We start from the raw sequence: 18,614 nt of genomic DNA on the forward strand, positions 1-18,614 counted from the left end.
GTGACCAGAATAACAGAAGGGAACGAGTACCCTGCCTGCCTTCATCTGCGACGGTCCCCGATACCATGCCAACGTGAGCACTCGTCGCACCATCGCCACCGTCGCCCTGGCCCTGACCGCCCCGTTCGCGCTCTCCGCCTGCGGCACGAGTTTCGGCGCCCAGACCAACCAGCAGTACCAAGCCTCCGAGGGTTCCGACCTGCGCACGGGCCCGGTCCACGTCTACAACGGCCTGCTCGTCGACAACGGCGACGGCACCGCCACGTTCTCGGGTGGCCTGCTCGCCACCGAGGAGCAGACCATCGAGGCGGTCTCCATCGAGGGCGACGCGAAGAAGCTCCCCCGCCCCATCACGGTCAAGCCGAACCAGCTGCTCACGCTCGGCGCCGAGGGCGAGATCGTCGTCAAGCTGTTCGAGGTCACCGCCGGCGACTACGTCACCATCAGCTTCGCGGCCACCCCCGGCGGCGACGCCAGCATCGACGTGCCGATCGTGGCCCGCGACAGCATGTATGACAGCGTCGCCAAGCGGCCCAAGCCCGGCGCCACCGCGACGCCGCAGGAGGACGAGACCGACCCGGCCGAGCCCGAGGACCTCGGGGGCCAGGACGACACCTCGCCGGGCGCCTGACGCGACCCTGAACATCACGAACGGCCCGGGCGGATCGCCCGGGCCGTTCGTCGTTCCCACCGGTCAGGCGACCGGCAACTCCCCCGTGACGAGGTAGACGACGCGCCGCGCCATGTTCACGGCGTGGTCGCCCATGCGCTCGTAGTAGCGCCCCAGCAGCGCCAGGTCGATCGCCGTGTCGACGCCGTGCTCCCACTCGCCCTCCAGCAGGACCCGGAACAGCTCCTGGCGCAGGCGGTCCATGTCGTCGTCCTCGAACTCCAGCGCCGCCGCGGCGTCCAGATCGCGCTCGGAGACGATGCGGGCGGCCGACCCGATCATCGAGTGCGCCACCCGCGCCATGTCACGGATCAGCGGCCGGACGGGTGCGGGCACCGCCGCGGCCGGCATGCGCCGCCGCGCGATCTTGGAGATGTGGACCGCCAGGGCGCTCATACGCTGCAGGTCGGCCACCATCCGCAGCGTCGACACCAGCTGGCGCAGGTCGGTGGCGACCGGCTGCTGGGTGGCGAGCAGCACGAGGGCGCGCTCCTCGACCTCGTCGATCGACTCCTCGATGTCGCTCTCGCCGCCGATCACCCGCTCGGCGGTGGCGAGGTCGGTCTCGAGCAGGGCGGTGGTCGCATCGGCCACGGCGGTTCGGACCCGGTCGGTGATGATGACGAGCTCGTCGACGATCTGGTCGAGCTGCTCGTAGTACTGGTCGCGCATGCCTCGACGCTAGGGGCGCAGGATGAATGCCCGGCGACGTGCGGTGAACGCCCGGTGAACGGCGACGGAAACCCTGGCTGCCGGGGGCTCTCGGTGACGGGGCGGCCCCCGGGGCGGCCTACGATCGACCTCGTGGAGGTCTCCTCGATCCTGGCCGGCGCCCTGGGCATCGTGCTCGGTGCCGTCATCACCTATGTGTGGTGGCTCTCCGAGCGCTCGCAGGAGAAGGTCCCCGAGACCGCAGCCCCGGCCGTCCCGCCGGACATCGTGACCGTGCTGTCGGTCCTGCGCTCCTCTGCCCTGGTCATGGACCGAGACGAACGCGTCCTGCGCGCCTCGGCGGCCGCGATCGGCCTCGGCCTCGTCACGGACGACGACCGCCTCCGCAGCGCCGAGCTGCTCGAGCTGGTGCGCCAGGTGCGCCGCTACGGCGAGGTGCGCGAGGACGAGTTCGAGATCCGCGCTCGGCGGCGTCCTCCGGTGTACGTGCGCGCCCGGGTCGCGCCGTTGTCTCACGGGCTTGTGCTCGCGCTGGTCGAGGACCGCACCACCGAGCAGCGCGTCGAGACGCTGCGCCGCGACTTCGTCGCGAACGTCAGCCACGAGCTCAAGACGCCCATCGGCGCGATCAGCCTGCTCGCCGAGGCCGTCGGCGAGGCCCGCGACGACCCCGAGGCGGTCGAGCGGTTCTCCGCCCGGATGCAGACCGAGAGCGAACGGCTCACGCGGCTCGTCCAGCAGATCATCGACCTGTCCCGCCTGCAGGCCGACGTGGCCAGCGACGACGCCCGCATCGTCAAGGTCGGCGAGCTGGTCGCCGAGGCCGTCGAGCACTCGCACACCGACGCCGAGGCCAAGGGCATCACGATCACGCAGGAGGTCCAGCCCGACCTGCACGTGCGCGGCGACCGGGCCCAGCTGCATGCCGCCGTCAGCAACCTCGTCGAGAACGCCGTCACCTACAGCCCGGCCGGGTCGGCCGTGGCGGTCGCCGCCACCGGCGACGGCGAGGACGTCCGCATCACCGTGTCCGACCACGGGGTGGGGATCGCCCCGGAGGAGCAGGAGCGGATCTTCGAGCGCTTCTACCGGGTCGACCCGGCCCGCGCCCGCGCCACCGGCGGGACCGGCCTGGGCCTGTCGATCGTCAAGCATGTCGCCGCCAGCAATGGCGGTACCGTCGAGGTCTGGAGTGAACCCGGCCTCGGTTCGTCCTTCACGCTGGTGCTGCCGGCGCGGGACGTCGATGAAGGAGAGCACGAGTGACCAAGGTCCTGATCGTCGAGGACGAGGCCAGCTACAGCGAGGCCCTCTCGTACGTCCTGCGCAAGGAGGGCTACGACGTCGCGGTCGCCGAGACCGGCCCCGACGCGCTGACCGCCTTCGAGCGCGGCGGCGCGGACATCATCCTGCTCGACCTCATGCTGCCCGGGCTGCCGGGTACCGAGGTGTGCCGCACGATCCGCCAGAGCTCGTCGGTGCCGATCATCATGGTCAGCGCGAAGGACACCGAGATCGACAAGGTCGTCGGCCTCGAGCTGGGCGCCGACGACTACGTGACCAAGCCGTACTCCCCGCGCGAGCTGGTGGCCCGGATCCGCGCAGTGCTGCGCCGCGGTGCCGCCGAGGAGCCCGACGACGACGCCGTCATCGAGGTCGGCGCCGTCCGCATGGACATCGACCGCCACCTCGTCTCGGTGGACGGCCAGGAGGTCAAGCTGCCGCTCAAGGAGTTCGAGCTGCTCGAGTTCTTCCTGCGCAACTCCGGCCGCGTCCTGACCCGCGGTCAGCTGATCGACCGGGTGTGGGGTGCGGACTACGTCGGCGACACGAAGACGCTCGACGTCCACGTCAAGCGGCTGCGCGCGAAGATCGAGGACGACCCGGCCCACCCGACCGTCCTGACGACGGTCCGGGGGCTGGGCTACAAGTACGCCTGAGGCTCAGCGACCCTGGTTGGCCACGGCCGCGATGGCGGCCTCGGCGGCGGCGGGGTCGAGGTACCGTCCACCGCGCGTCGTCGGCTTCATGTCGTCGTCCAGGTCGTAGACCAGCGGGATGCCGGTGGGGATGTTCAGACCCACGACCTCGTCCTCGCCCAGTCCGTCCAGGTGCTTGACCAAGGCGCGGAGCGAGTTGCCGTGCGCCGTGACCAGGACCGTCTTGCCGGCCTGCAGGTCAGGCACGATCTGGTCGTACCAGTAGGGCAGCATGCGGTCGAGCACGTCGGCCAGGCACTCAGTGCGGGGCATCAGCTCGCTGGGCAGGTCGGCGTAGCGCGCATCGCCCACCTGGCTGAACTCCGAGTCGTCGGGCAGCGCCGGCGGCGGCGTCGAGTACGAGCGGCGCCAGGTCATGAACTGCTCCTCGCCGAACTCCTCGAGGGTCTCCTTCTTGTCCTTGCCCTGCAGGGCGCCGTAGTGACGCTCGTTGAGGCGCCAACTGCGCTTGACCGGGATCCAGTGACGGTCGATGCCGTTGAGGGTGATCTCGGACGTGCGGATGGCCCGTCGCAGCAGCGACGTGTGCGAGACGTCCGGCAGGATGCCCGCCTCGCTCAGCAGCTGTGGCGCGCGCAGCGCCTCCTGCACGCCCTGCTCGTTGAGGTCGACGTCGACCCATCCGGTGAAGAGGTTCAGTGCGTTCCACTCGCTGTGTCCGTGACGCAGCAGGACCAAGGTGCTCATGGAGCCCACCCTAGTGCTGGGTGGCGATGGACTGCAGGGCCCGGAGGTAGTCATCCTGGGAATGGACGCCCGCCAGCGTGTAGCGGGCCTCGACGACGACGAAGGGCGACGAGGTCGCCCCGATCGCCGCTGCTGTCGCGCGCTGGTCGTCGACCTCGGCGCGGAACTCGTCGCTCGCCAGCAGCGCGTCGGTGGTCTCGAGGTCGAGGCCGACCAGGGCGGCCCGGCTCGCCAGGACGAAGCCGTCGGCCACGTCGGTTCCCTCGAGCAGGTGCGCGCGCCACAGCTGGTGCAGCAGCTCGCGCTGCACGTCCGACCCCGACTCCGCGGCCCACGTGAGCACCCGCCAGGCATCGGTCGAGTCGGCAGGGACGACCTCGTCGAGGTTGAGTTCGATGCCGGTGATGCGGGCAGCCGCGGCGACATCCTCGGCGTCGGGTGACGCCTCGAACGCGGCGGCGCGGTAGGCGATCTCGACCGGCTCGCCGGTCAGGATCGTGTACAGGGCGGCGGCTCGCTCGAACCGGACGGCGCCGATGTAGGACCAGGCGTCCACCACGTCCGCGAACACGATGGCTTTCACGGCGACCACGCTACGTGACGGGACCGAGCGGTCAGTCCTGCGGGCGCAGGTGTCGGAAGGCGTCGAGATTGCGCGTGGACTCGCCCCGCGACTCACGCCAGCGCCACTCCTTGCGGATGCTCGACGCGAAGCCCAGCTCGAGGATCTGGTTGAACGACTCGTCGGCGTAGGACAGCACCGATCCGAGGATCCGGTCGATCTCGTCGGCGGTGATCGCCTCGAGCGGCAGCCGGCCGTCGAGGTAGATGTCGCCGGCCGAGTCCACGGCGAAGGCGACGCCGTAGAGCTTGAGGTTGCGCTCCAGCAGCCAGCGGTAGACCGCCTCGTGGTTCTCGTCGGGATGGCGCGCGACGAAGGCGTGCACGCCGAGCGCATGCGTGCCGACCTCCAGCCGGCAGGCGGTCTTGAGCTTGCGCACCCCCGGCAGCTCGACCTCGAAGACGTCGTCGCCGTGGCGCACGTACTCGAGCCCGGCCTCGTCGAGTGCTTCGACGATCACCTCGCGGACGTCGGTCATCGGGTCTCCTTCCGCGCCGCCTCGTGGTCCCGCAGGGCGGCGGCATAGACGTCGAGGGTGCGCTCCGCGGTGACGTCCCAGCCGAAGGACTCCGCATGGTGGACGGCCTTGGTGCCGGCCTCACGGCGGAACGCCGCGTCGGTCAGGTACGGCCGGATCGCCGCGGCGTAGTCGGCCGGGTCGTGGCCGTCGACGAGCGTGCCCGTGACCCCGTCGGCGACCGCCGTGGTGAGGCCGCCGACCGCGGCCGCGACCACCGGGGTGCCGCACGCCTGGGCCTCGATCGCGACGAGCCCGAACGACTCGTTGTGCGACGGCACGCACACGACGGCGGCCCGGGAGTACCACTGCGCCAGCTCGGCCTGCGTGACCGGCGCGACGAACTCGACCCGGTCGGCGATGCCGAGCTCGCGGGCCAGGTCGGTCAGCTCGGTGGGACGGTCCAGCCCGCTGCCGGACGGCCCGCCGATGATCGCGACGCGATGCGGCACGTCGAGCAGGGCGGAGGCCCGCAGGACGACGTCGGGGGCCTTGAGCGGCTGGATGCGGCCGGCGAAGACGATCAAGGGCGGCTCGTCGTCCGGCTCGGAGCGCACGAAGACGTCCAGGTCGACGCCCGGGTGCACGACGGCGACCGCCGCCGGGTCCGCGTCGTACAGGTCGATCAGCTCGCGGCGCTCCTCGGCGGTGTTGGCGATCAGCCGGTCCGCGAACCGGACGATCTCCTCCTCGCCCGCGACGCGGCCCACCGGCTCGGGGCGGTCGTTGCTCGCCAGGGCGGCGTTCTTGACCTTCGCCATCGTGTGCATCGAGTGCACGAGCGGGACGCCCCAGCGCTCGCGCAACACGGTGCCGACCTGTCCGGAGAGCCAGTAGTGCGAGTGGACGAGGTCGAAGTAGCCGGGGTCGTGGCGCGCCTCGACGCGCAGCACGTCGCGGACGAACGCGCACAGCTGACTGGGCAGCTCGTCCTTCGTCAGGCCCTCGAACGGACCGGCGGCCACGTGGTGGACCCGGATGCCGTCGCCGGCGTCGACCACGGGCGGCAGGTGGCGCGACGTGGCGCGCGTGAAGACCTCGACCTCGACGCCGTGGGCGGCCAGTTGCCTCGACAGCTCCAGCACGTACACGTTCATGCCGCCGGCGTCGCCCGTGCCGGGCTGGTCCAGCGGAGAGGTGTGCGCCGAGAGCATCGCGACACGATGGATCCCGCGAGCAGACATGCGATCCATTCTGGCACGCTGTCCCCATGCCCACAGCAGTCGTGACCGGCGCCAGCAGCGGGATCGGCGAAGCCACCGCCCGCGCCCTCTCCGCCGCCGGATACACCGTCATCGCCGTCGCGCGCCGCAGCGAGCGCATCGAGCGTCTCGCCGACGAGATCGGCGCCACGGCCGTGACCTGCGACATCACCGCGCCAGACGACGTCGCGCGGCTGGCCGAGGTCGTCGGCGACCGGCTCGACCTGCTGGTGAACAACGCCGGTGGCGCCAAGGGGATGTCGGCCGTCACCGAGGCCGACCTCGCGGACTGGCGCTGGATGTACGAGACGAACGTGCTCGGCACCGTGGCCGTGACCCAGGCGCTCGCGCCGGCCCTGATCGCCTCCGGCGGGGGCACCATCATCAACGTGGGCTCCACCGCCGGCCGGATCACGTACGAGGGCGGGGGCGGTTACACCGCCGCCAAGCACGCCCTGGCGGCCGTCACCGAGACGCTGCGCCTGGAGCTGAACGGTCAGCCGGTGCGCATCACCGAGATCGCCCCGGGCATGGTCAAGACCGAGGAGTTCAGCCTCACCCGGTTCGGCGGCGACCAAGAGCGCGCCGACGCCGTGTACACCGGCGTCGACGAGCCCCTCGAGGCGCAGGACATCGCGGACGCCATCTGCTGGGTCGCGACGCGCCCCGCGCACGTCGACATCGACCTGATGGTCATCAAGCCGGTCGCCCAGGCCGCGCAGTGGAAGGTGCACCGCCGGCCCACGTGACCCGGGCGACCGCTCGACTCAGTCGGCGGCGGGGGTGTCCGCGCTCGCACCGCTCTGCGGAGTCGCGGGCGGCGGCGTGGTCGTGCCCGTGGTCGACGGCGTCGTGGTCGCCTTGCGTGCGGCCGTCTTGCGACCGGGGGTCGCTGCGGACTTCGTGTCGGAGGCGCCCGGCGTCGCGGTGGGCGACTTCTTCGCGGTCGTCTTCTTCGCCGTGGTCGCCTTCTTGGTGGCCGTCTTCTTCGCGGCGGTCTTCTTGGCCGCGGACTTCTTCGCGGCCGTGGACGTGCCGGCCGTCGTCTTCTTCGCGGCCGCCTTCCTGGTGGTCGCCGAGCTGGTGCCGTTCGCGGACTTGGCCGGAGCCTTCTTGGCCGAGCTCTTCTTGGCCGGCGCCTTGCGTGCCGTCGTCCGGGTGGTGGGCTGCTCGTCGGTCGTGAACGTGGTGCCCGGCGTGGTCGTTCGATCCGGGACGTCCGGATCGGCCGCCGCGAGCTTCTCGGCCGCGGCCGAGGCCACGGGCGGCTCGGAGGACGGGGTGGAGTCGGCGGGGTCCATCGGCTGCGCGGCACCCGCCGGGGCGGGAGCGGCGGCAGCCGCCGAGGAGGTGGACTCCCCGCCCCGTCCGGTGGCGTTGCGGGCCTGCTTCGCGATCTCGGACCGCAGCTGGTCGACGGTCGCGCTCAGGTCGGCGATCTGCTTGGCCGTGGTGTCACGGACCTGCGCCACGTCGGACTTCACGCGGTCGATCTGCTTCGACGCGGTCTTCATCGCCCGGTCGACCTGCTTGGCAGCGGTCTTCTCGGCGGACTTGCGAGCCTTGCCGATCTCCTTCTCGGCCGACTTGCTGGCCTTGCGGATCTCCTTGGTCAGGTCACCGACCTTCTCGTGGAGCTTCTTGTCGCTCTTGTCCTTGGCCATCGCGGATCCTCTCGAGGTTCATGTCGCCGATTTCCAACACCCTACGAGGGGAACGGCCGCCGCGCCCATCGTGACGACACGGATCTGAGACATCACGAGGCGTGGACGATCAGCTGGTGCCGGCCTCGGCCCGGCCGCGCTCGACCGAGCCGTCGGGGCGCCATCCCGGAGGCCCGAGCACGTAGCCGAGCTTCTCGCGCCACGTGGCCGCCGCGCGGACGTCGGCGGCCATCTTGCGGTAGTCGCCGTACTGCAGCGTCAGCAGGTTGTGGGTCTCGACGGGGTGGGTCAGCCCGTAGCGCGGGCGGTGCAGCTCGGGCTGGAACGTGCCGAACAGGCGGTCCCAGACGATGAGGATGCCGCCGTAGTTCTTGTCCAGGTACTCCGGATCCGAGCCGTGGTGCACCCGGTGGTGCGACGGCGTGTTGAAGACCCACTCGATGGGCCGCGGCAGCTTGCCGACCATCTCGGTGTGCACGAAGAACTGGTAGATCAGGTTGGCCGCGAACGCTGCGAACAAGGTCCAGGGCGCGAAGCCCAACAACGGCAACGGCAGCCAGAAGAAGAACTCGAACCAGGGGTTCCACTTCTGCCGCAGCGCCGTACCGAAGTTCATGTACTCGCTGGAGTGGTGGGCCTGGTGTCCGGCCCAGCCGATCCGCACGCGGTGACTGAAGCGGTGGTGCCAGTAGTAACAGAAGTCCAGCGCGATGATCAGCGTCGGCCAGTACCACCCGGCCGAGGTCGACAGCTCGAACAGCGCCGCGTGGGCGAAGACGAACACGAACCCGAAGAACGTGATGACCTTGAAGGTCGTCAGGAACACGATGGAGCCGACGCCCATCGAGATCGACGTGCGCGCGTCCTTGAAGGCGTAGCCCGTGACGTTGTCGTCGTGGTCGAGCCACCGCAGGGCGGCGACCTCGATCGCGATGCTGAGCAGGAAGAACGGCACCGCGTAGGTGACCGGGTTCTTCATCGGGTCCAGGAGTTCCTCGAGCACGGGACCACGATACGGCGTCGATGTGACTACGCTCACACGCCATGGGCATCGATCCGGCCGGACAGGTCATCGTCGTCACGGGCTCCTCCAGCGGGATCGGCGCGGCCGCCGCGCGACGCCTCGCTGCACGCGGTGCGACGGTGTGCCTCCTGGCCCGGCGCGCCGACGAGCTGGAGTCCCTCGCCGCCGCCATCCGCACCGAGGGAGGGGCCGCCGAGGCGTACCCGGTCGACCTCACCGACGACGACTCCACTGCCGCCGCCGTCGAGCAGGTCCTCGGTGACCACGGCCGCATCGACGTCCTGGTGAACAACGCGGCCCGCTCGATCCGGCGCCCGATCGTCGAGTCCTTCGACCGGCTGCACGACCACGAGCGGGTCATGGCGATCAACTACTTCGCGTCCGTGCGGTTGATCCACCTCGTACTGCCCTCGATGCTGGCGCAGGGCCGCGGGCACGTGGTCGTCAGCTCGACCTTGTCGACCCAGGTGCCGATCCCTCTCTTCTCGGCCTACCTGGCCAGCAAGAGCGCCCTGGAGTCCTACATCCGGTCGCTGTCGGCCGAGCTGGGCCACGCGGGGATCACGACCTCGACGGTGCACTTCCCGATGGTGCGCACGCAGATGTCCGGCGGCACCGAGATCTACCGAGCGATGAAGATGATGACTCCCGACGAGGCGGCCCGCTGGATCGAGCGCGCCGTGGTGTCGCGCCCCTCGCGGGTCACGAGCGCATTCGGCGTCGCCAGCGAGACGTCGATGGCCCTGGCCCCGGGCATCGTCACCCGCGCGACGGCCCCGTTCTTCCGCCGGATGGATCGCAGCCTGGCTCGGCGGACCGCCGCCGGCGACGTTCCCGAGTAGCATCGGCCCCAGGCGGCCACCACCCCCGGCCGTCACCGATTCAGACCGGTCCGGAACCACCCCTCCCGGCCAGGAAGAAGGATCCATGGGCGCGCCCAGCAGCTTCGGAACCCACCACGAGCAGGTCGTGTTCTGTCACGACGAGGCCTCCGGCCTGCGGGCCATCATCGCCCTGTACTCCACCGCACTGGGCCCGGGCCTGGGTGGCACCCGCTTCTTCCCCTACGCCTCCGAGACCGACGCCCTCGCGGACGTGCTCAACCTCAGCCAGGGCATGGCCTACAAGACCGCGCTCGCCGGGCTCGACCTCGGCGGCGGCAAGGCCGTCATCATCGGCGACCCGCGCACCGACAAGTCCGAGGCCCTGCTGCGCGCCTACGGCCGCTTCGTCCAGTCGCTCAACGGGCGCTACTTCACCGCCTGCGACGTGGGCACCTACTCCACCGACATGGATGTCATCGCGCGCGAGTCCGACTTCGTCACCGGCCGGACCGTCGACCACGGCGGGGCCGGCGACTCCAGCGTCCTGACCGCCTTCGGCGTCCACCAGGGCATGCGGGCGGCGGCGCAGTTCGCCTGGGGCGACGCGTCGCTCGCGGGCAAGCGCGTCGGCGTCGCGGGTGTGGGCAAGGTCGGACGGCACCTGACCGCCCACCTGGTCGAGGAGGACGCGCGCGTCGTCGTCACCGACATCGACTCCGAGGCGGTGGCGCGTCTGGTGCAGCAGTACCCCTCGATCGAGGTCGCCGAGTCGACCGACGCCCTCATCGCAGCCGACCTCGACGTCTACGCGCCCTGCGCCCTCGGCGGTGCGCTCGACGAGAAGAGCCTCGAGACGCTGACCGCGAAGGTCGTCGCCGGCGCGGCCAACAACCAACTGGCCCACGAGGGCATCGGCAAGCTGCTCTCCGACCGGGGGATGGTCTACGCGCCCGACTACTGCGTGAACGCCGGCGGCGTGATCCAGGTGGCGGACGAGCTGGATCCGAGCGGGTTCTCGTTCGAGCGGGCGAAGGCCCGGGCGACCGGCATCTTCGACACGACCCTGTCCGTGCTGGAGCGCGCGGCGAGCGAGGACATCACGACCGCGGAGGCCGCGGACCGACAGGCCGAGCAGCGCATCCGCGAGATCGGACGACTCGGGCAGATCCGGCTCCCCTGACCGTCAGGCGGCGCTCAGCAGGAGAGCCATCCCGCCGACCGCCGAGACGCACAGGATCCCCGTGCGGGCCGCGCCGACCGACAGCCGCGGCGCGACGACCAGCCCGACCACCGTGCCGACCCCGAGCGCGGCCAGCATCTGCCACGACGGCAGCACCAGGCCGACCACCACGGCGGTGACGAGGTTCTGCACGATCAGGAACGTGTGCAGCGTGCCGCGGGTCTGCGCGGGGGTCCAGGTCGAGTTGGCGGCGTAGAGACCGACGGGTGGCCCGCCCACTCCGCCCACCACGTTCAGGCCGGCGCTCGTGATGCCCGTCGCGATGGTGCCCACCGGCCGACGTAGCCACGCCGACCGCCATCCGGACGCGAGCATCGCCACGCCGATCACGACGCCGATCCCGCCGGCGACCGCGAGCCACGTGTGGTCGAGGGGCGCCAGCGCCCAGGCGATCACCGGTGTCGCGGCGAGCGTGGGAACCAGGAGCCGCAGCGCGTCGCGCCGCTGAGCGTGGCGCCCCTCCCGCAGGAGCGGCAGCACCGACGAACAGGCCGCCAGCAGCACGACCAGGGCGACCCCCTCTGCCGGCCCGCGCACGGCGATCAGCACGGGTGCGGCGACGAGGGAGAAGCCCATCCCGGTCGTCGCCTGAGCGAAGGCTCCGACGAGGACGGCGAGCAGGACGAGGTCGCCGGACGACAGTCCGGCGAGGAGCTGATCACTCATCGGCGAGCGGGGTCGAGCCGGTAGCGGCGCTGGAACACGATCGCCACGACCATCAGTGCGGCCGGCAGCACGGTGAAGCCCCACAGCAGCGCGTTCATCGCCGAGTCGGGCTGCGTCACCTCGACGTCGGCGGTGCTGGAGATGAAGCCGCCCACGGCCAGCGCGGCCGAGTACAGGTACGGCCCGGCCGCCGTTCCCAGCGCCTCGGTGGCCGTCCAGACCCCCGTGTACGCGCCGGCCTGGGAGTCCCCCTTCTCCTCCGCGGCCGCGACGGCGTCCGGCACCATCGAGAAGGCGAACAGCTGCAGGCCGGCGAACGCGAAGCCCATGACCGCGACGACCACGACGGACACGGCGACCGCGTCCAGCCACGCGCCCAGCGCCACCGCCAGCGAACCGACGACGAAGATCAGCTGGGAGAGCAGCAGACCGCGCTGCTTCCCGATCCTGCGGGAGAGCCTCAGCCAGATCGGTCCGGCCAGGACCGCGGGAGCGAGGAAGCAGCCCATGAAAACCGCCGTCAGGCCCGCGCTGTCGAAGACGTAGCGCGTGAAGTACGGCAGCGCCGCCATGAACAGGTGGGTCGTGGTGCCGGTGAACAGGTAGGACAGGACCAGCATGCGGAAGTCGCGGTCGGCCCAGGCCACCTTCACGTCCGCGATCGTCGAGTGCCCGGCGGACTCGGCCGGTGCCCGGAAGCCGCACGCGTCGGTCAGCCGGCGCACGCCCAGGATCGCCACGAGGGCCGACACCACCATCACGACGGCCAGGACGGCGGCCATCGTCGTGTAGTCGCCGCGCTGCTCGCTGGACACGAGCGCGGGCGCGGCGACGCCGGCGCCCAGCAGTCCGACCGTCAGGAACAGCATCCGGAACATGAAGACGCGGGTGCGCTCGTGGTAGCCGATCCGCAGGTCGGACGGGGTGGTCAGGTAAGGCACCTGGAACATCGCGAACAGCAGGTTGCCGACGATGTACCAACCGCCGACCCATGCGGCGGCGGGTGCGCCCTCGAGCGAGGACGGGACCGTGAACATCGCCACCATCGCCAGGCCGAGGGCCACGCCCCCGGTCATCATGCGGCGCCGGTGTCCGAGGGCTCGTGCCTGGCGGTCCGAGCGCGAGCCGATCATCGGGTGGATGACGACGTCGATGATCTTCGGCAGCAGCAGGGTCAGACCGGCGAGAGCGGCGGCGACCCCGAGGATGTCGGTCAGGAAGTACAGCAGCAGCAGGCCGGGCACCGTGACCCAGACGCCCATGCCGAACGAGCCGGAGGCGTAAGCGGACAGGGCGCCGACGGGCGCGCGGGTCGACTCGTCGATGGGCGCGTCCTCACGGGCACTCATCGGACGCCCGCCGTTCCCCGGTGACGTGCGACGACGCCGGCGGCGAGCTCGGCACCGTCGAACGCGCCGGCGGCGGCGCGGCCGGCGAGGGTGCGGCGGACGATCCCGTCGGTGATCTGCGGCAGGTGCCGGGACAGGAAGAACTCCACCGCTCCCCTGCCCGTGGTGGTGATGTCGCGGCGGGCCCGAGCCGACAGCGCCGCGAGGTGGATCGCGTCGACGACGCCCTCGAGGGACTCGTAGCTGCTCATGCCCTCCAGGGACAGCCCCGCCTCGCGGGTGGAGTCGTGGATGGGGCTGCGGACGGCGGACGGATAGACGCAGGTGACCCCCACGTGCGTGCCCAGCTCGAGTCGCAGGGCATCGGCGTAGGCGACCATCGCGCGCTTGGAGGCGCCGTAGGCCGCCGCCAACGGCAACTGCATGACGGCCATGCGCGAGGTGACCATGACGACGCGGCCGCGGGAGGCGACGAGCGCGTCCACGCACGCCGCCGTGATCCGCCACGTGCCGACCAGGTTGATCTCGAGCTGACGACGGACCTCGTCGCCGGGCGCGAGCTCGGCCGGGGCCGGCCCGCCGATGCCCGCGTTGTTGACCAGCACGTCGAGACCGCCGAGCAGGTCGATGGCCCGGGCGACGCCGGATGCGGCCGAGTCGTCGTCGGTGATGTCGCACGCGACGACCTCGAAGGGCTCGTCCCCCGCCGGGGCGATGTCGAGGCCGACCACGACGGCCCCCTCGGAGACGAGACGGCGGCCGAGCTCGCGGCCGAGCGTCCCGGACGCGCCGGTGATGAGGACGCGGCGCCCGGCGGCGGGCCGGCGGGGCGTCAGGAGCGAGAGCTTCATGCGGGGACCTCCTGGGAGACGGGACGGAAGGTGACGGCGCCGCGAGCGACGCGGGCGGTGCCGGCAGCGATCTCCTTCGGCACGGCAGCGACGTACTCGTCGAAGTCGATGCGCATCATGGGCCGCTTGTGCCCCCATCGGGCGAAGGCGGCGGCGTACGTCGACTCCACGACCGCTCGCTGCTCCTCCGGCGCGGGCAGGCCGTAGCGGCCGCCGAGGTGCGCCGCGACGAGCTTGCCCTGTGCCTCGACCACGGGCAGCGCGGCGCCCGTCGACTGCATGAGTCCCACGAACGCGAGACCGGGATCGTCGAGATGGAACACCCGCTGGTAGAGCGGCAGTCGCTCCGGGTCGGCGCCGATCCACCGCTCACCCAGGAACGGGATCGTGACGCGATAGCCGGTCGCCCACACGATGACGTCGACCTCGTCGGACGTGCCGTCCGTGAAGTGGACGCGCGACCCCTCGAAGCGCGCGATACCGGGCCGCGCGACGACCTCGCCGTGCGTGACGCGGTGCAGGATCGTGTCGCTGATCGTCGGGTGATTCTGGAACAGGCCGCCCGCAGGGGCAGGGAGGCCGTACGACTGCGGCGTGCCCACGGCGACCCTCAGCATCGTCTCGGCGACCTTCTGGCGAACCCGCCACGGCAGCGCCGACAACAGGGCGCCGGTCGCGTCGGCGGGCCGGCCGAAGAGGTACTTCGGCACGATGTGGACGCCGTGGCGCGCCGACAGCAGCACCGGGCCGCTGCCCACGTACGAGGCGTCGACCGCGATGTCCATCGCGGAGTTGCCCATCCCGACGACCATGACGCGTCGACCCGCGAACTGCGAGGCGCTGCGGTAGTCGTGCGCGTGCATCTGCTCGCCGTCGAACGTCCCGGGGTACTGCGGCTCGGGCCAGCGCGGGTCCCAGTTGTGGCCGTTCGCGACGACGACCGCGTCGAAGGTCTCGGCGGTCTCGACGCCGCCCGTGCGGGAGACGACGGCCCAGCCGGTGTCGGTGCGGTCGACCGAGACGACCTCGGTCCCGAACCGGATCCGCTCGGTGACGCCGAAGCGCTCGGCATAGTCCGCGAGGTAGCCCGCGATCATCGCGGCGGACGGGTAGTCGGGCCAGTCGGCCGGCATCGGGAAGTCCGCGAACTCGGTGCGGCCCTTGCTCGTGTTGAGGTGCAACGAGTCGTAGGCCGGCGACAGGCCGCTGGCGTTCCCCTGGACCCACAGGCCGCCGGGCCGGTCGCCCAGTTCGAGGACGGTGACGTCCAGGCCCTCGTCCAGCAGTGACTTGGCGGTCGTCAGACCGGCGGCGCCGGCGCCGACAACGGCGACATGAGCAGGCATGGGGGTGATTCCTTCGTGTGACGTACGTCTCGACGCCGGTCATTCAATCGCATGATGGAGAAGAGCGCAAGCAACTCTCACCAGGAGAAACCGAATCCATCAACTGATGGAGTCATGGCGTAGGGTGACGGCATGAGCGAGCAGCAGTCGAGCCGTGACCGCATCCTGGCCGCCGCCTCGCGGCTGTTCGCCGAGCGCGGGTACGACGCCACCAGCACGCGTGCGATCGCCGAGGCCGTCGGCCTCAACATCGCCACGGTGGCCTATCACGTGGGCGGCAAGAGCGACCTCTACCGCGAGGTCATGCGCGAGGCGCACATCGCCCAGCGTGACTCCGTCGAGCAGGCGCTGACCACCCTCCCCGACACCGAGGCGACGCCCGAGGCGGCGCGCGCCGGACTGCACGCGTTCATCGACGCGTACCTGAGCTTCTGCGTGGCCCACCCCGACGTCCCCGCGCTGTGGATGCGACGCTGGCTCGCCGAGGGCGAGATGCTGTCCGAGCTCGAGACCGAGTTCACCGGCCCGCTCGTCGAGCGGGTCGCCGGTCGCGTCCGCGCGCTGCTCGAGAGCGCCCACGTCACGACGGACGCCGACCTGGACCTGCTCGTCTACACGATCGTGTGGACGACCCACGCCTTCAGCCGGGCCGGCGTGGTCGACCCGACGGGTACCCGGGCCCAGCCCACGGATCACCCGACATTCGAGCGATTCCGGCGCCACCTGCACGACCTCGTCGACGGCGCCCTCTCCCTGCCCGTCGCCTGATCCGCGTCACACGACACGGACCGGACTGAGCGCGATTTCGCTAGACAGTTTAACCTTCTAGCGTGAATCGCCGCGCGCAACGCACCTTTCCCCTGGCTCATCTCGTGGGCCCCAAGCGATCGATCGTGGTCGTGCTGCTCGGCTTCGTGGTCGCCGGCCTGATCATGGCGTTCGCGCCCGATCCGACCACCGGCTCGGAGGCCGGCTCGAACCTGCCGGACTCCGCGGAGTCGGCCCGGGCCCAGGCCGCGCTGAAGAAGCTGCCGAATGCGGACGAGGCGCCGGCCATCGTCGTCTACTCCAAGGACGGCGGACTCGACGGGCGTGACCTGGCGGCGATCGCCGAACGCTCGCGCGCCATCTCGTCCGAGCTCGGCGTCGAGGTCAGCCCGCCGGTGCCCGCCGAGGACCAGTCCGCCGCACTCGTCGCCGTGCCGTTCGAGACGGGCCTGGAGTCCGACGAGAACAAGGACCGGGTCAAGGAGCTGCGCGACCTCGCGAAGCAGGACCTGCCCGACGGCGTGAAGGCCCAGGCCACGGGCGCACCGGCCGTCCAGGCCGACCTCGGTGCCGTGTTCGCCGGTGCCGACGTGCGCCTGCTGGCCGTCACCGCCGCGGTCGTGGCCATCCTGCTCATCGTCACGTACCGCAGCCCGTGGCTGTGGCTCGTGCCGCTGACCATCATCGGCATCGGCGACCGGGTGGCCGCCCGCGCGCTCGAGGGCGTCTCCGGCGCGTTCGACGTGGGCATCGACGGCTCCATCACCGGCATCACGTCGGTCCTGGTCTTCGGCGCCGGCACCAACTACGCCCTGTTGCTGATCGCCCGCTATCGCGAGGAGCTGCGCCGCCACTCGTCGCGGCACGAGGCCATGCGCACCGCCGTCGGCGGCGCGGCGCCGGCCATCCTGTCCAGCTCGGGCACCGTGGTCCTCGCGCTGCTGTCGCTGCTGATCGCCGACTCGCCGTTCGTCAGCGCGATCGGCTGGTCCGGTGCGCTCGGCATCGCGGTCGCCGTGGCGTTCGCCCTGCTCGTGCTGCCCTCGGCCATGGTCATCCCGGGTCGCTGGCTGTTCTGGCCGTTCGTCCCGCGCGAGGGCGACGCCGACCCGTCCGAGAAGGGCTGGTGGTTCCGCGTCGGCACGGCGGTCACCTCCAGGCCGTGGCCGACCACGATCGCGGCCCTCGCGGTGCTGACGGCCATGGCCGCGGGCCTGCTGGGCCTCAACACGGGCCTGGGCCAGAGCGAGCAGTTCCTCGACACCCCGGAGTCGATCACCGCCCAGGAGACGCTGCAGGACAACTTCGCCGCCGGCATCTCCTCGCCGACCACGGTGGTCACCTCACCGGACAAGGTCGAGTCCGTCGTGGCCGCGGCGAACCAGGTCGAGGGCGTCGAGAGCGCCCGGCCCGCGAACGCGACGGACGACCTCGCCGAGGTGCAGGTCGTGCTCTCGGTCGAGCCCGAGAGTGAGAAGGCCCTGACCACGATCGAAGACCTTCGCACGGCCGTGCACGACGCCGATCCGGACTCGCTCGTGGGTGGCACCGACGCGCAGGCCCTGGACGAGAACCAGACGGCGTCCGACGACCGCCGGCGCGTCATCCCGATCGTGCTCGCCATCGTGCTGGTCATGCTGCTGGTGCTGCTGCGCTCGGTCGTGGCCGCGGTCCTGCTGTGCGCGACGACCGTGCTGTCCTACCTGTCCGCCCTGGGCGTCGGCTGGGTGCTGTTCGATCGGGTGCTCGGCTGGTCGGCGATGGACGTCAGCACACCGCTGCTCGCGTTCATCTTCCTGGTCGCGCTGGGCGTGGACTACAACATCTTCCTGACGGCGCGAGCGCGCGAGGAGATGGTCGTGACGGGCGACGCGACGGCCTCGATCGTCAAGGCGCTCGCCGTCACGGGCGGCGTCATCACGAGCGCCGGCATCCTGCTGGCCGCCGTGTTCGCCGTCCTGGGCGTGCTGCCGCTCGTGCTGCTGGCGCAGCTCGGCGTCATCGTCGGATTCGGCGTGCTGCTGGACACCGTGCTGGTGCGTGGCGTCGCGACACCGGCCATCGTGGCGCTGTGCGGCCGCTGGTTCTGGTGGCCCAGCAAGCTCTCGCGATGACGAAAGGCTCCGGCGGTCGGTGAGACCGACCGCCGGAGCCGTCCGGGCACCACGGTGCCCTACAGGTGTCGCTTCAGTGGAGTCCGTCGTCAGACGACGGAAGGAGACATCGCCCAGCCGCTCAACTGGCGGCCGGGCCTCCCAGTTCCTTGGCGAGATCTACGTACTGGTCCGGGATCGGGTCACCGGACTCTCCGTGAAGCTCTCGGGCCAGATCATTGAAATCGGTGTCCAATGTCCGGTACTTGAGATCGCGAGCGACCTTGGTCTGCTTCGCTTTCGCACGGCCGCGGCCCATGGGCTCGACCCCCTCGCACTCAGTGGTTCACAATGTCGTGCTCCCAAGCGTACCGAAACGTTCCCAGAAAGCATGCAGGGCCCCCGGTTCGGCGGGTTCG

Annotated in this window: 20 protein-coding genes; 8 read left to right on the plus strand and 12 right to left on the minus strand. The window is 71.0% G+C overall.

The window, feature by feature from the left end; all coding sequences use genetic code 11:
• Positions 1 to 73: 73 nt before the first annotated feature.
• On the plus strand, positions 74 to 631 hold the full coding sequence (locus NP095_RS13270; protein WP_232419216.1) for a hypothetical protein: 558 nt from the start codon (positions 74 to 76) through the stop codon (positions 629 to 631).
• 63 nt (positions 632 to 694) lie between these two features.
• Here the strand turns inward: NP095_RS13270 and phoU are convergent, their stop codons facing one another.
• The gene (gene phoU, locus NP095_RS13275) at positions 695 to 1,342 is read right to left on the minus strand and encodes a phosphate signaling complex protein PhoU (protein WP_232419215.1); all 648 of its coding nucleotides are present in this window, start codon (positions 1,340 to 1,342) and stop codon (positions 695 to 697) included.
• A 132-nt stretch (positions 1,343 to 1,474) separates the two neighbouring features.
• Between phoU and NP095_RS13280 the strand changes: the two genes are divergently transcribed.
• Together NP095_RS13280 and NP095_RS13285 are read left to right on the plus strand one after the other, a co-directional pair.
• On the plus strand, positions 1,475 to 2,608 hold the full coding sequence (locus NP095_RS13280; RefSeq protein ID WP_232419214.1) for a sensor histidine kinase: 1,134 nt from the start codon (positions 1,475 to 1,477) through the stop codon (positions 2,606 to 2,608).
• On the plus strand, positions 2,605 to 3,282 hold the full coding sequence (locus NP095_RS13285; protein ID WP_232419213.1) for a response regulator transcription factor: 678 nt from the start codon (positions 2,605 to 2,607) through the stop codon (positions 3,280 to 3,282). Before NP095_RS13280 ends, NP095_RS13285 begins: the two co-directional genes overlap by 4 nt.
• A 3-nt stretch (positions 3,283 to 3,285) precedes the next feature.
• Here NP095_RS13285 and NP095_RS13290 read toward each other — a convergent pair whose 3' ends face one another.
• Genes NP095_RS13290 through mshA form a run of 4 tightly spaced genes read right to left on the minus strand, consistent with a single transcriptional unit; the run spans position 3,286 to position 6,352 of the window.
• The gene (locus tag NP095_RS13290) at positions 3,286 to 4,029 is read right to left on the minus strand and encodes a phosphoglyceromutase (protein WP_232419212.1); all 744 of its coding nucleotides are present in this window, start codon (positions 4,027 to 4,029) and stop codon (positions 3,286 to 3,288) included.
• A 10-nt stretch (positions 4,030 to 4,039) separates the two neighbouring features.
• Entirely contained in the window at positions 4,040 to 4,612 is a 573-nt protein-coding gene (locus tag NP095_RS13295; RefSeq protein ID WP_232419211.1) for a DsbA family oxidoreductase, read from the minus strand.
• Between the two features lie 31 nt (positions 4,613 to 4,643).
• Positions 4,644 to 5,129 carry a type III secretion system chaperone family protein gene (locus NP095_RS13300; RefSeq protein ID WP_232419210.1) on the minus strand — a complete coding sequence of 162 codons (486 nt, stop codon included), beginning with the start codon at positions 5,127 to 5,129 and terminating at the stop codon, positions 4,644 to 4,646.
• On the minus strand, positions 5,126 to 6,352 hold the full coding sequence (mshA, locus tag NP095_RS13305) for a D-inositol-3-phosphate glycosyltransferase (protein WP_232419209.1): 1,227 nt from the start codon (positions 6,350 to 6,352) through the stop codon (positions 5,126 to 5,128). The genes NP095_RS13300 and mshA overlap by 4 nt, the downstream gene beginning before the upstream one ends.
• Before the next feature lie 26 nt (positions 6,353 to 6,378).
• On the opposite strand from mshA, the gene NP095_RS13310 reads away from it, so the two are divergent.
• On the plus strand, positions 6,379 to 7,119 hold the full coding sequence (locus NP095_RS13310) for an SDR family NAD(P)-dependent oxidoreductase (RefSeq protein ID WP_232419208.1): 741 nt from the start codon (positions 6,379 to 6,381) through the stop codon (positions 7,117 to 7,119).
• An 18-nt stretch (positions 7,120 to 7,137) separates the two neighbouring features.
• Here NP095_RS13310 and NP095_RS13315 read toward each other — a convergent pair whose 3' ends face one another.
• Together NP095_RS13315 and NP095_RS13320 are read right to left on the minus strand one after the other, a co-directional pair.
• Positions 7,138 to 8,034 (minus strand): hypothetical protein, encoded by an 897-nt coding sequence (locus NP095_RS13315; protein ID WP_232419207.1) that lies wholly within the window; start codon positions 8,032 to 8,034, stop codon positions 7,138 to 7,140.
• A gap of 109 nt (positions 8,035 to 8,143) precedes the next feature.
• Positions 8,144 to 9,037, minus strand: a complete 894-nt coding sequence (locus NP095_RS13320) for a sterol desaturase family protein (RefSeq protein ID WP_232419206.1) — start codon at positions 9,035 to 9,037, stop codon at positions 8,144 to 8,146.
• A gap of 41 nt (positions 9,038 to 9,078) precedes the next feature.
• Between NP095_RS13320 and NP095_RS13325 the strand changes: the two genes are divergently transcribed.
• Together NP095_RS13325 and NP095_RS13330 are read left to right on the plus strand one after the other, a co-directional pair.
• Positions 9,079 to 9,900, plus strand: coding sequence for an SDR family NAD(P)-dependent oxidoreductase (locus NP095_RS13325; protein ID WP_232419205.1), 822 nt, complete (start codon positions 9,079 to 9,081; stop codon positions 9,898 to 9,900).
• An 85-nt stretch (positions 9,901 to 9,985) separates the two neighbouring features.
• Entirely contained in the window at positions 9,986 to 11,062 is a 1,077-nt protein-coding gene (locus NP095_RS13330) for a Glu/Leu/Phe/Val dehydrogenase dimerization domain-containing protein (protein ID WP_232419204.1), read from the plus strand.
• Between the two features lie 3 nt (positions 11,063 to 11,065).
• On the opposite strand, the gene NP095_RS13335 is transcribed toward NP095_RS13330, so the two are convergent.
• The 4 genes from NP095_RS13335 to NP095_RS13350 are packed head-to-tail and all read right to left on the minus strand — an operon-like array spanning position 11,066 to position 15,334.
• Complete coding sequence (locus NP095_RS13335; protein WP_232419203.1) at positions 11,066 to 11,788, minus strand: TSUP family transporter; 723 nt, start codon at positions 11,786 to 11,788, stop codon at positions 11,066 to 11,068.
• The gene (locus NP095_RS13340) at positions 11,785 to 13,137 is read right to left on the minus strand and encodes an MFS transporter (protein ID WP_232419202.1); all 1,353 of its coding nucleotides are present in this window, start codon (positions 13,135 to 13,137) and stop codon (positions 11,785 to 11,787) included. The genes NP095_RS13335 and NP095_RS13340 overlap by 4 nt, the downstream gene beginning before the upstream one ends.
• A complete protein-coding gene (locus NP095_RS13345; RefSeq protein ID WP_232419201.1) occupies positions 13,134 to 13,988 on the minus strand; it encodes an SDR family NAD(P)-dependent oxidoreductase in 855 nt (284 codons plus the stop codon). Before NP095_RS13345 ends, NP095_RS13340 begins: the two co-directional genes overlap by 4 nt.
• Entirely contained in the window at positions 13,985 to 15,334 is a 1,350-nt protein-coding gene (locus NP095_RS13350; protein WP_232419200.1) for a flavin-containing monooxygenase, read from the minus strand. Before NP095_RS13350 ends, NP095_RS13345 begins: the two co-directional genes overlap by 4 nt.
• Positions 15,335 to 15,466: 132 nt before the next feature.
• On the opposite strand from NP095_RS13350, the gene NP095_RS13355 reads away from it, so the two are divergent.
• The gene (locus tag NP095_RS13355) at positions 15,467 to 16,102 is read left to right on the plus strand and encodes a TetR/AcrR family transcriptional regulator (protein ID WP_232419199.1); all 636 of its coding nucleotides are present in this window, start codon (positions 15,467 to 15,469) and stop codon (positions 16,100 to 16,102) included.
• Between the two features lie 62 nt (positions 16,103 to 16,164).
• Positions 16,165 to 18,216: an MMPL family transporter gene (locus NP095_RS13360; protein ID WP_232419198.1), complete on the plus strand. Its 2,052-nt coding sequence runs from the start codon at positions 16,165 to 16,167 to the stop codon at positions 18,214 to 18,216.
• 121 nt (positions 18,217 to 18,337) lie between these two features.
• Here NP095_RS13360 and NP095_RS13365 read toward each other — a convergent pair whose 3' ends face one another.
• A complete protein-coding gene (locus tag NP095_RS13365; RefSeq protein ID WP_146826240.1) occupies positions 18,338 to 18,514 on the minus strand; it encodes a DUF3073 domain-containing protein in 177 nt (58 codons plus the stop codon).
• Between the last annotated feature and the right edge of the window lie 100 nt (positions 18,515 to 18,614).

This window comes from Aeromicrobium duanguangcaii (assembly GCF_024508295.1).
Classification (GTDB): domain Bacteria; phylum Actinomycetota; class Actinomycetes; order Propionibacteriales; family Nocardioidaceae; genus Aeromicrobium; species Aeromicrobium duanguangcaii.

Excerpts from the sequence above, each read along its gene's own strand:
- phoU (WP_232419215.1), bottom strand. The coding sequence starts at position 1,342 with ATGCGCGACCAGTACTACGAGCAGCTCGACCAGATCGTCGACGAGCTC.
- NP095_RS13290 (WP_232419212.1), bottom strand. The coding sequence starts at position 4,029 with ATGAGCACCTTGGTCCTGCTGCGTCACGGACACAGCGAGTGGAACGCA.
- NP095_RS13300 (WP_232419210.1), bottom strand. The coding sequence starts at position 5,129 with ATGACCGACGTCCGCGAGGTGATCGTCGAAGCACTCGACGAGGCCGGG.
- mshA (WP_232419209.1), bottom strand. The coding sequence starts at position 6,352 with ATGTCTGCTCGCGGGATCCATCGTGTCGCGATGCTCTCGGCGCACACC.
- NP095_RS13310 (WP_232419208.1), top strand. The coding sequence starts at position 6,379 with ATGCCCACAGCAGTCGTGACCGGCGCCAGCAGCGGGATCGGCGAAGCC.
- NP095_RS13315 (WP_232419207.1), bottom strand. The coding sequence starts at position 8,034 with ATGGCCAAGGACAAGAGCGACAAGAAGCTCCACGAGAAGGTCGGTGAC.
- NP095_RS13325 (WP_232419205.1), top strand. The coding sequence starts at position 9,079 with ATGGGCATCGATCCGGCCGGACAGGTCATCGTCGTCACGGGCTCCTCC.
- NP095_RS13330 (WP_232419204.1), top strand. The coding sequence starts at position 9,986 with ATGGGCGCGCCCAGCAGCTTCGGAACCCACCACGAGCAGGTCGTGTTC.
- NP095_RS13335 (WP_232419203.1), bottom strand. The coding sequence starts at position 11,788 with ATGAGTGATCAGCTCCTCGCCGGACTGTCGTCCGGCGACCTCGTCCTG.
- NP095_RS13340 (WP_232419202.1), bottom strand. The coding sequence starts at position 13,137 with ATGAGTGCCCGTGAGGACGCGCCCATCGACGAGTCGACCCGCGCGCCC.
- NP095_RS13345 (WP_232419201.1), bottom strand. The coding sequence starts at position 13,988 with ATGAAGCTCTCGCTCCTGACGCCCCGCCGGCCCGCCGCCGGGCGCCGC.
- NP095_RS13350 (WP_232419200.1), bottom strand. The coding sequence starts at position 15,334 with ATGCCTGCTCATGTCGCCGTTGTCGGCGCCGGCGCCGCCGGTCTGACG.
- NP095_RS13355 (WP_232419199.1), top strand. The coding sequence starts at position 15,467 with ATGAGCGAGCAGCAGTCGAGCCGTGACCGCATCCTGGCCGCCGCCTCG.
- NP095_RS13365 (WP_146826240.1), bottom strand. The coding sequence starts at position 18,514 with ATGGGCCGCGGCCGTGCGAAAGCGAAGCAGACCAAGGTCGCTCGCGAT.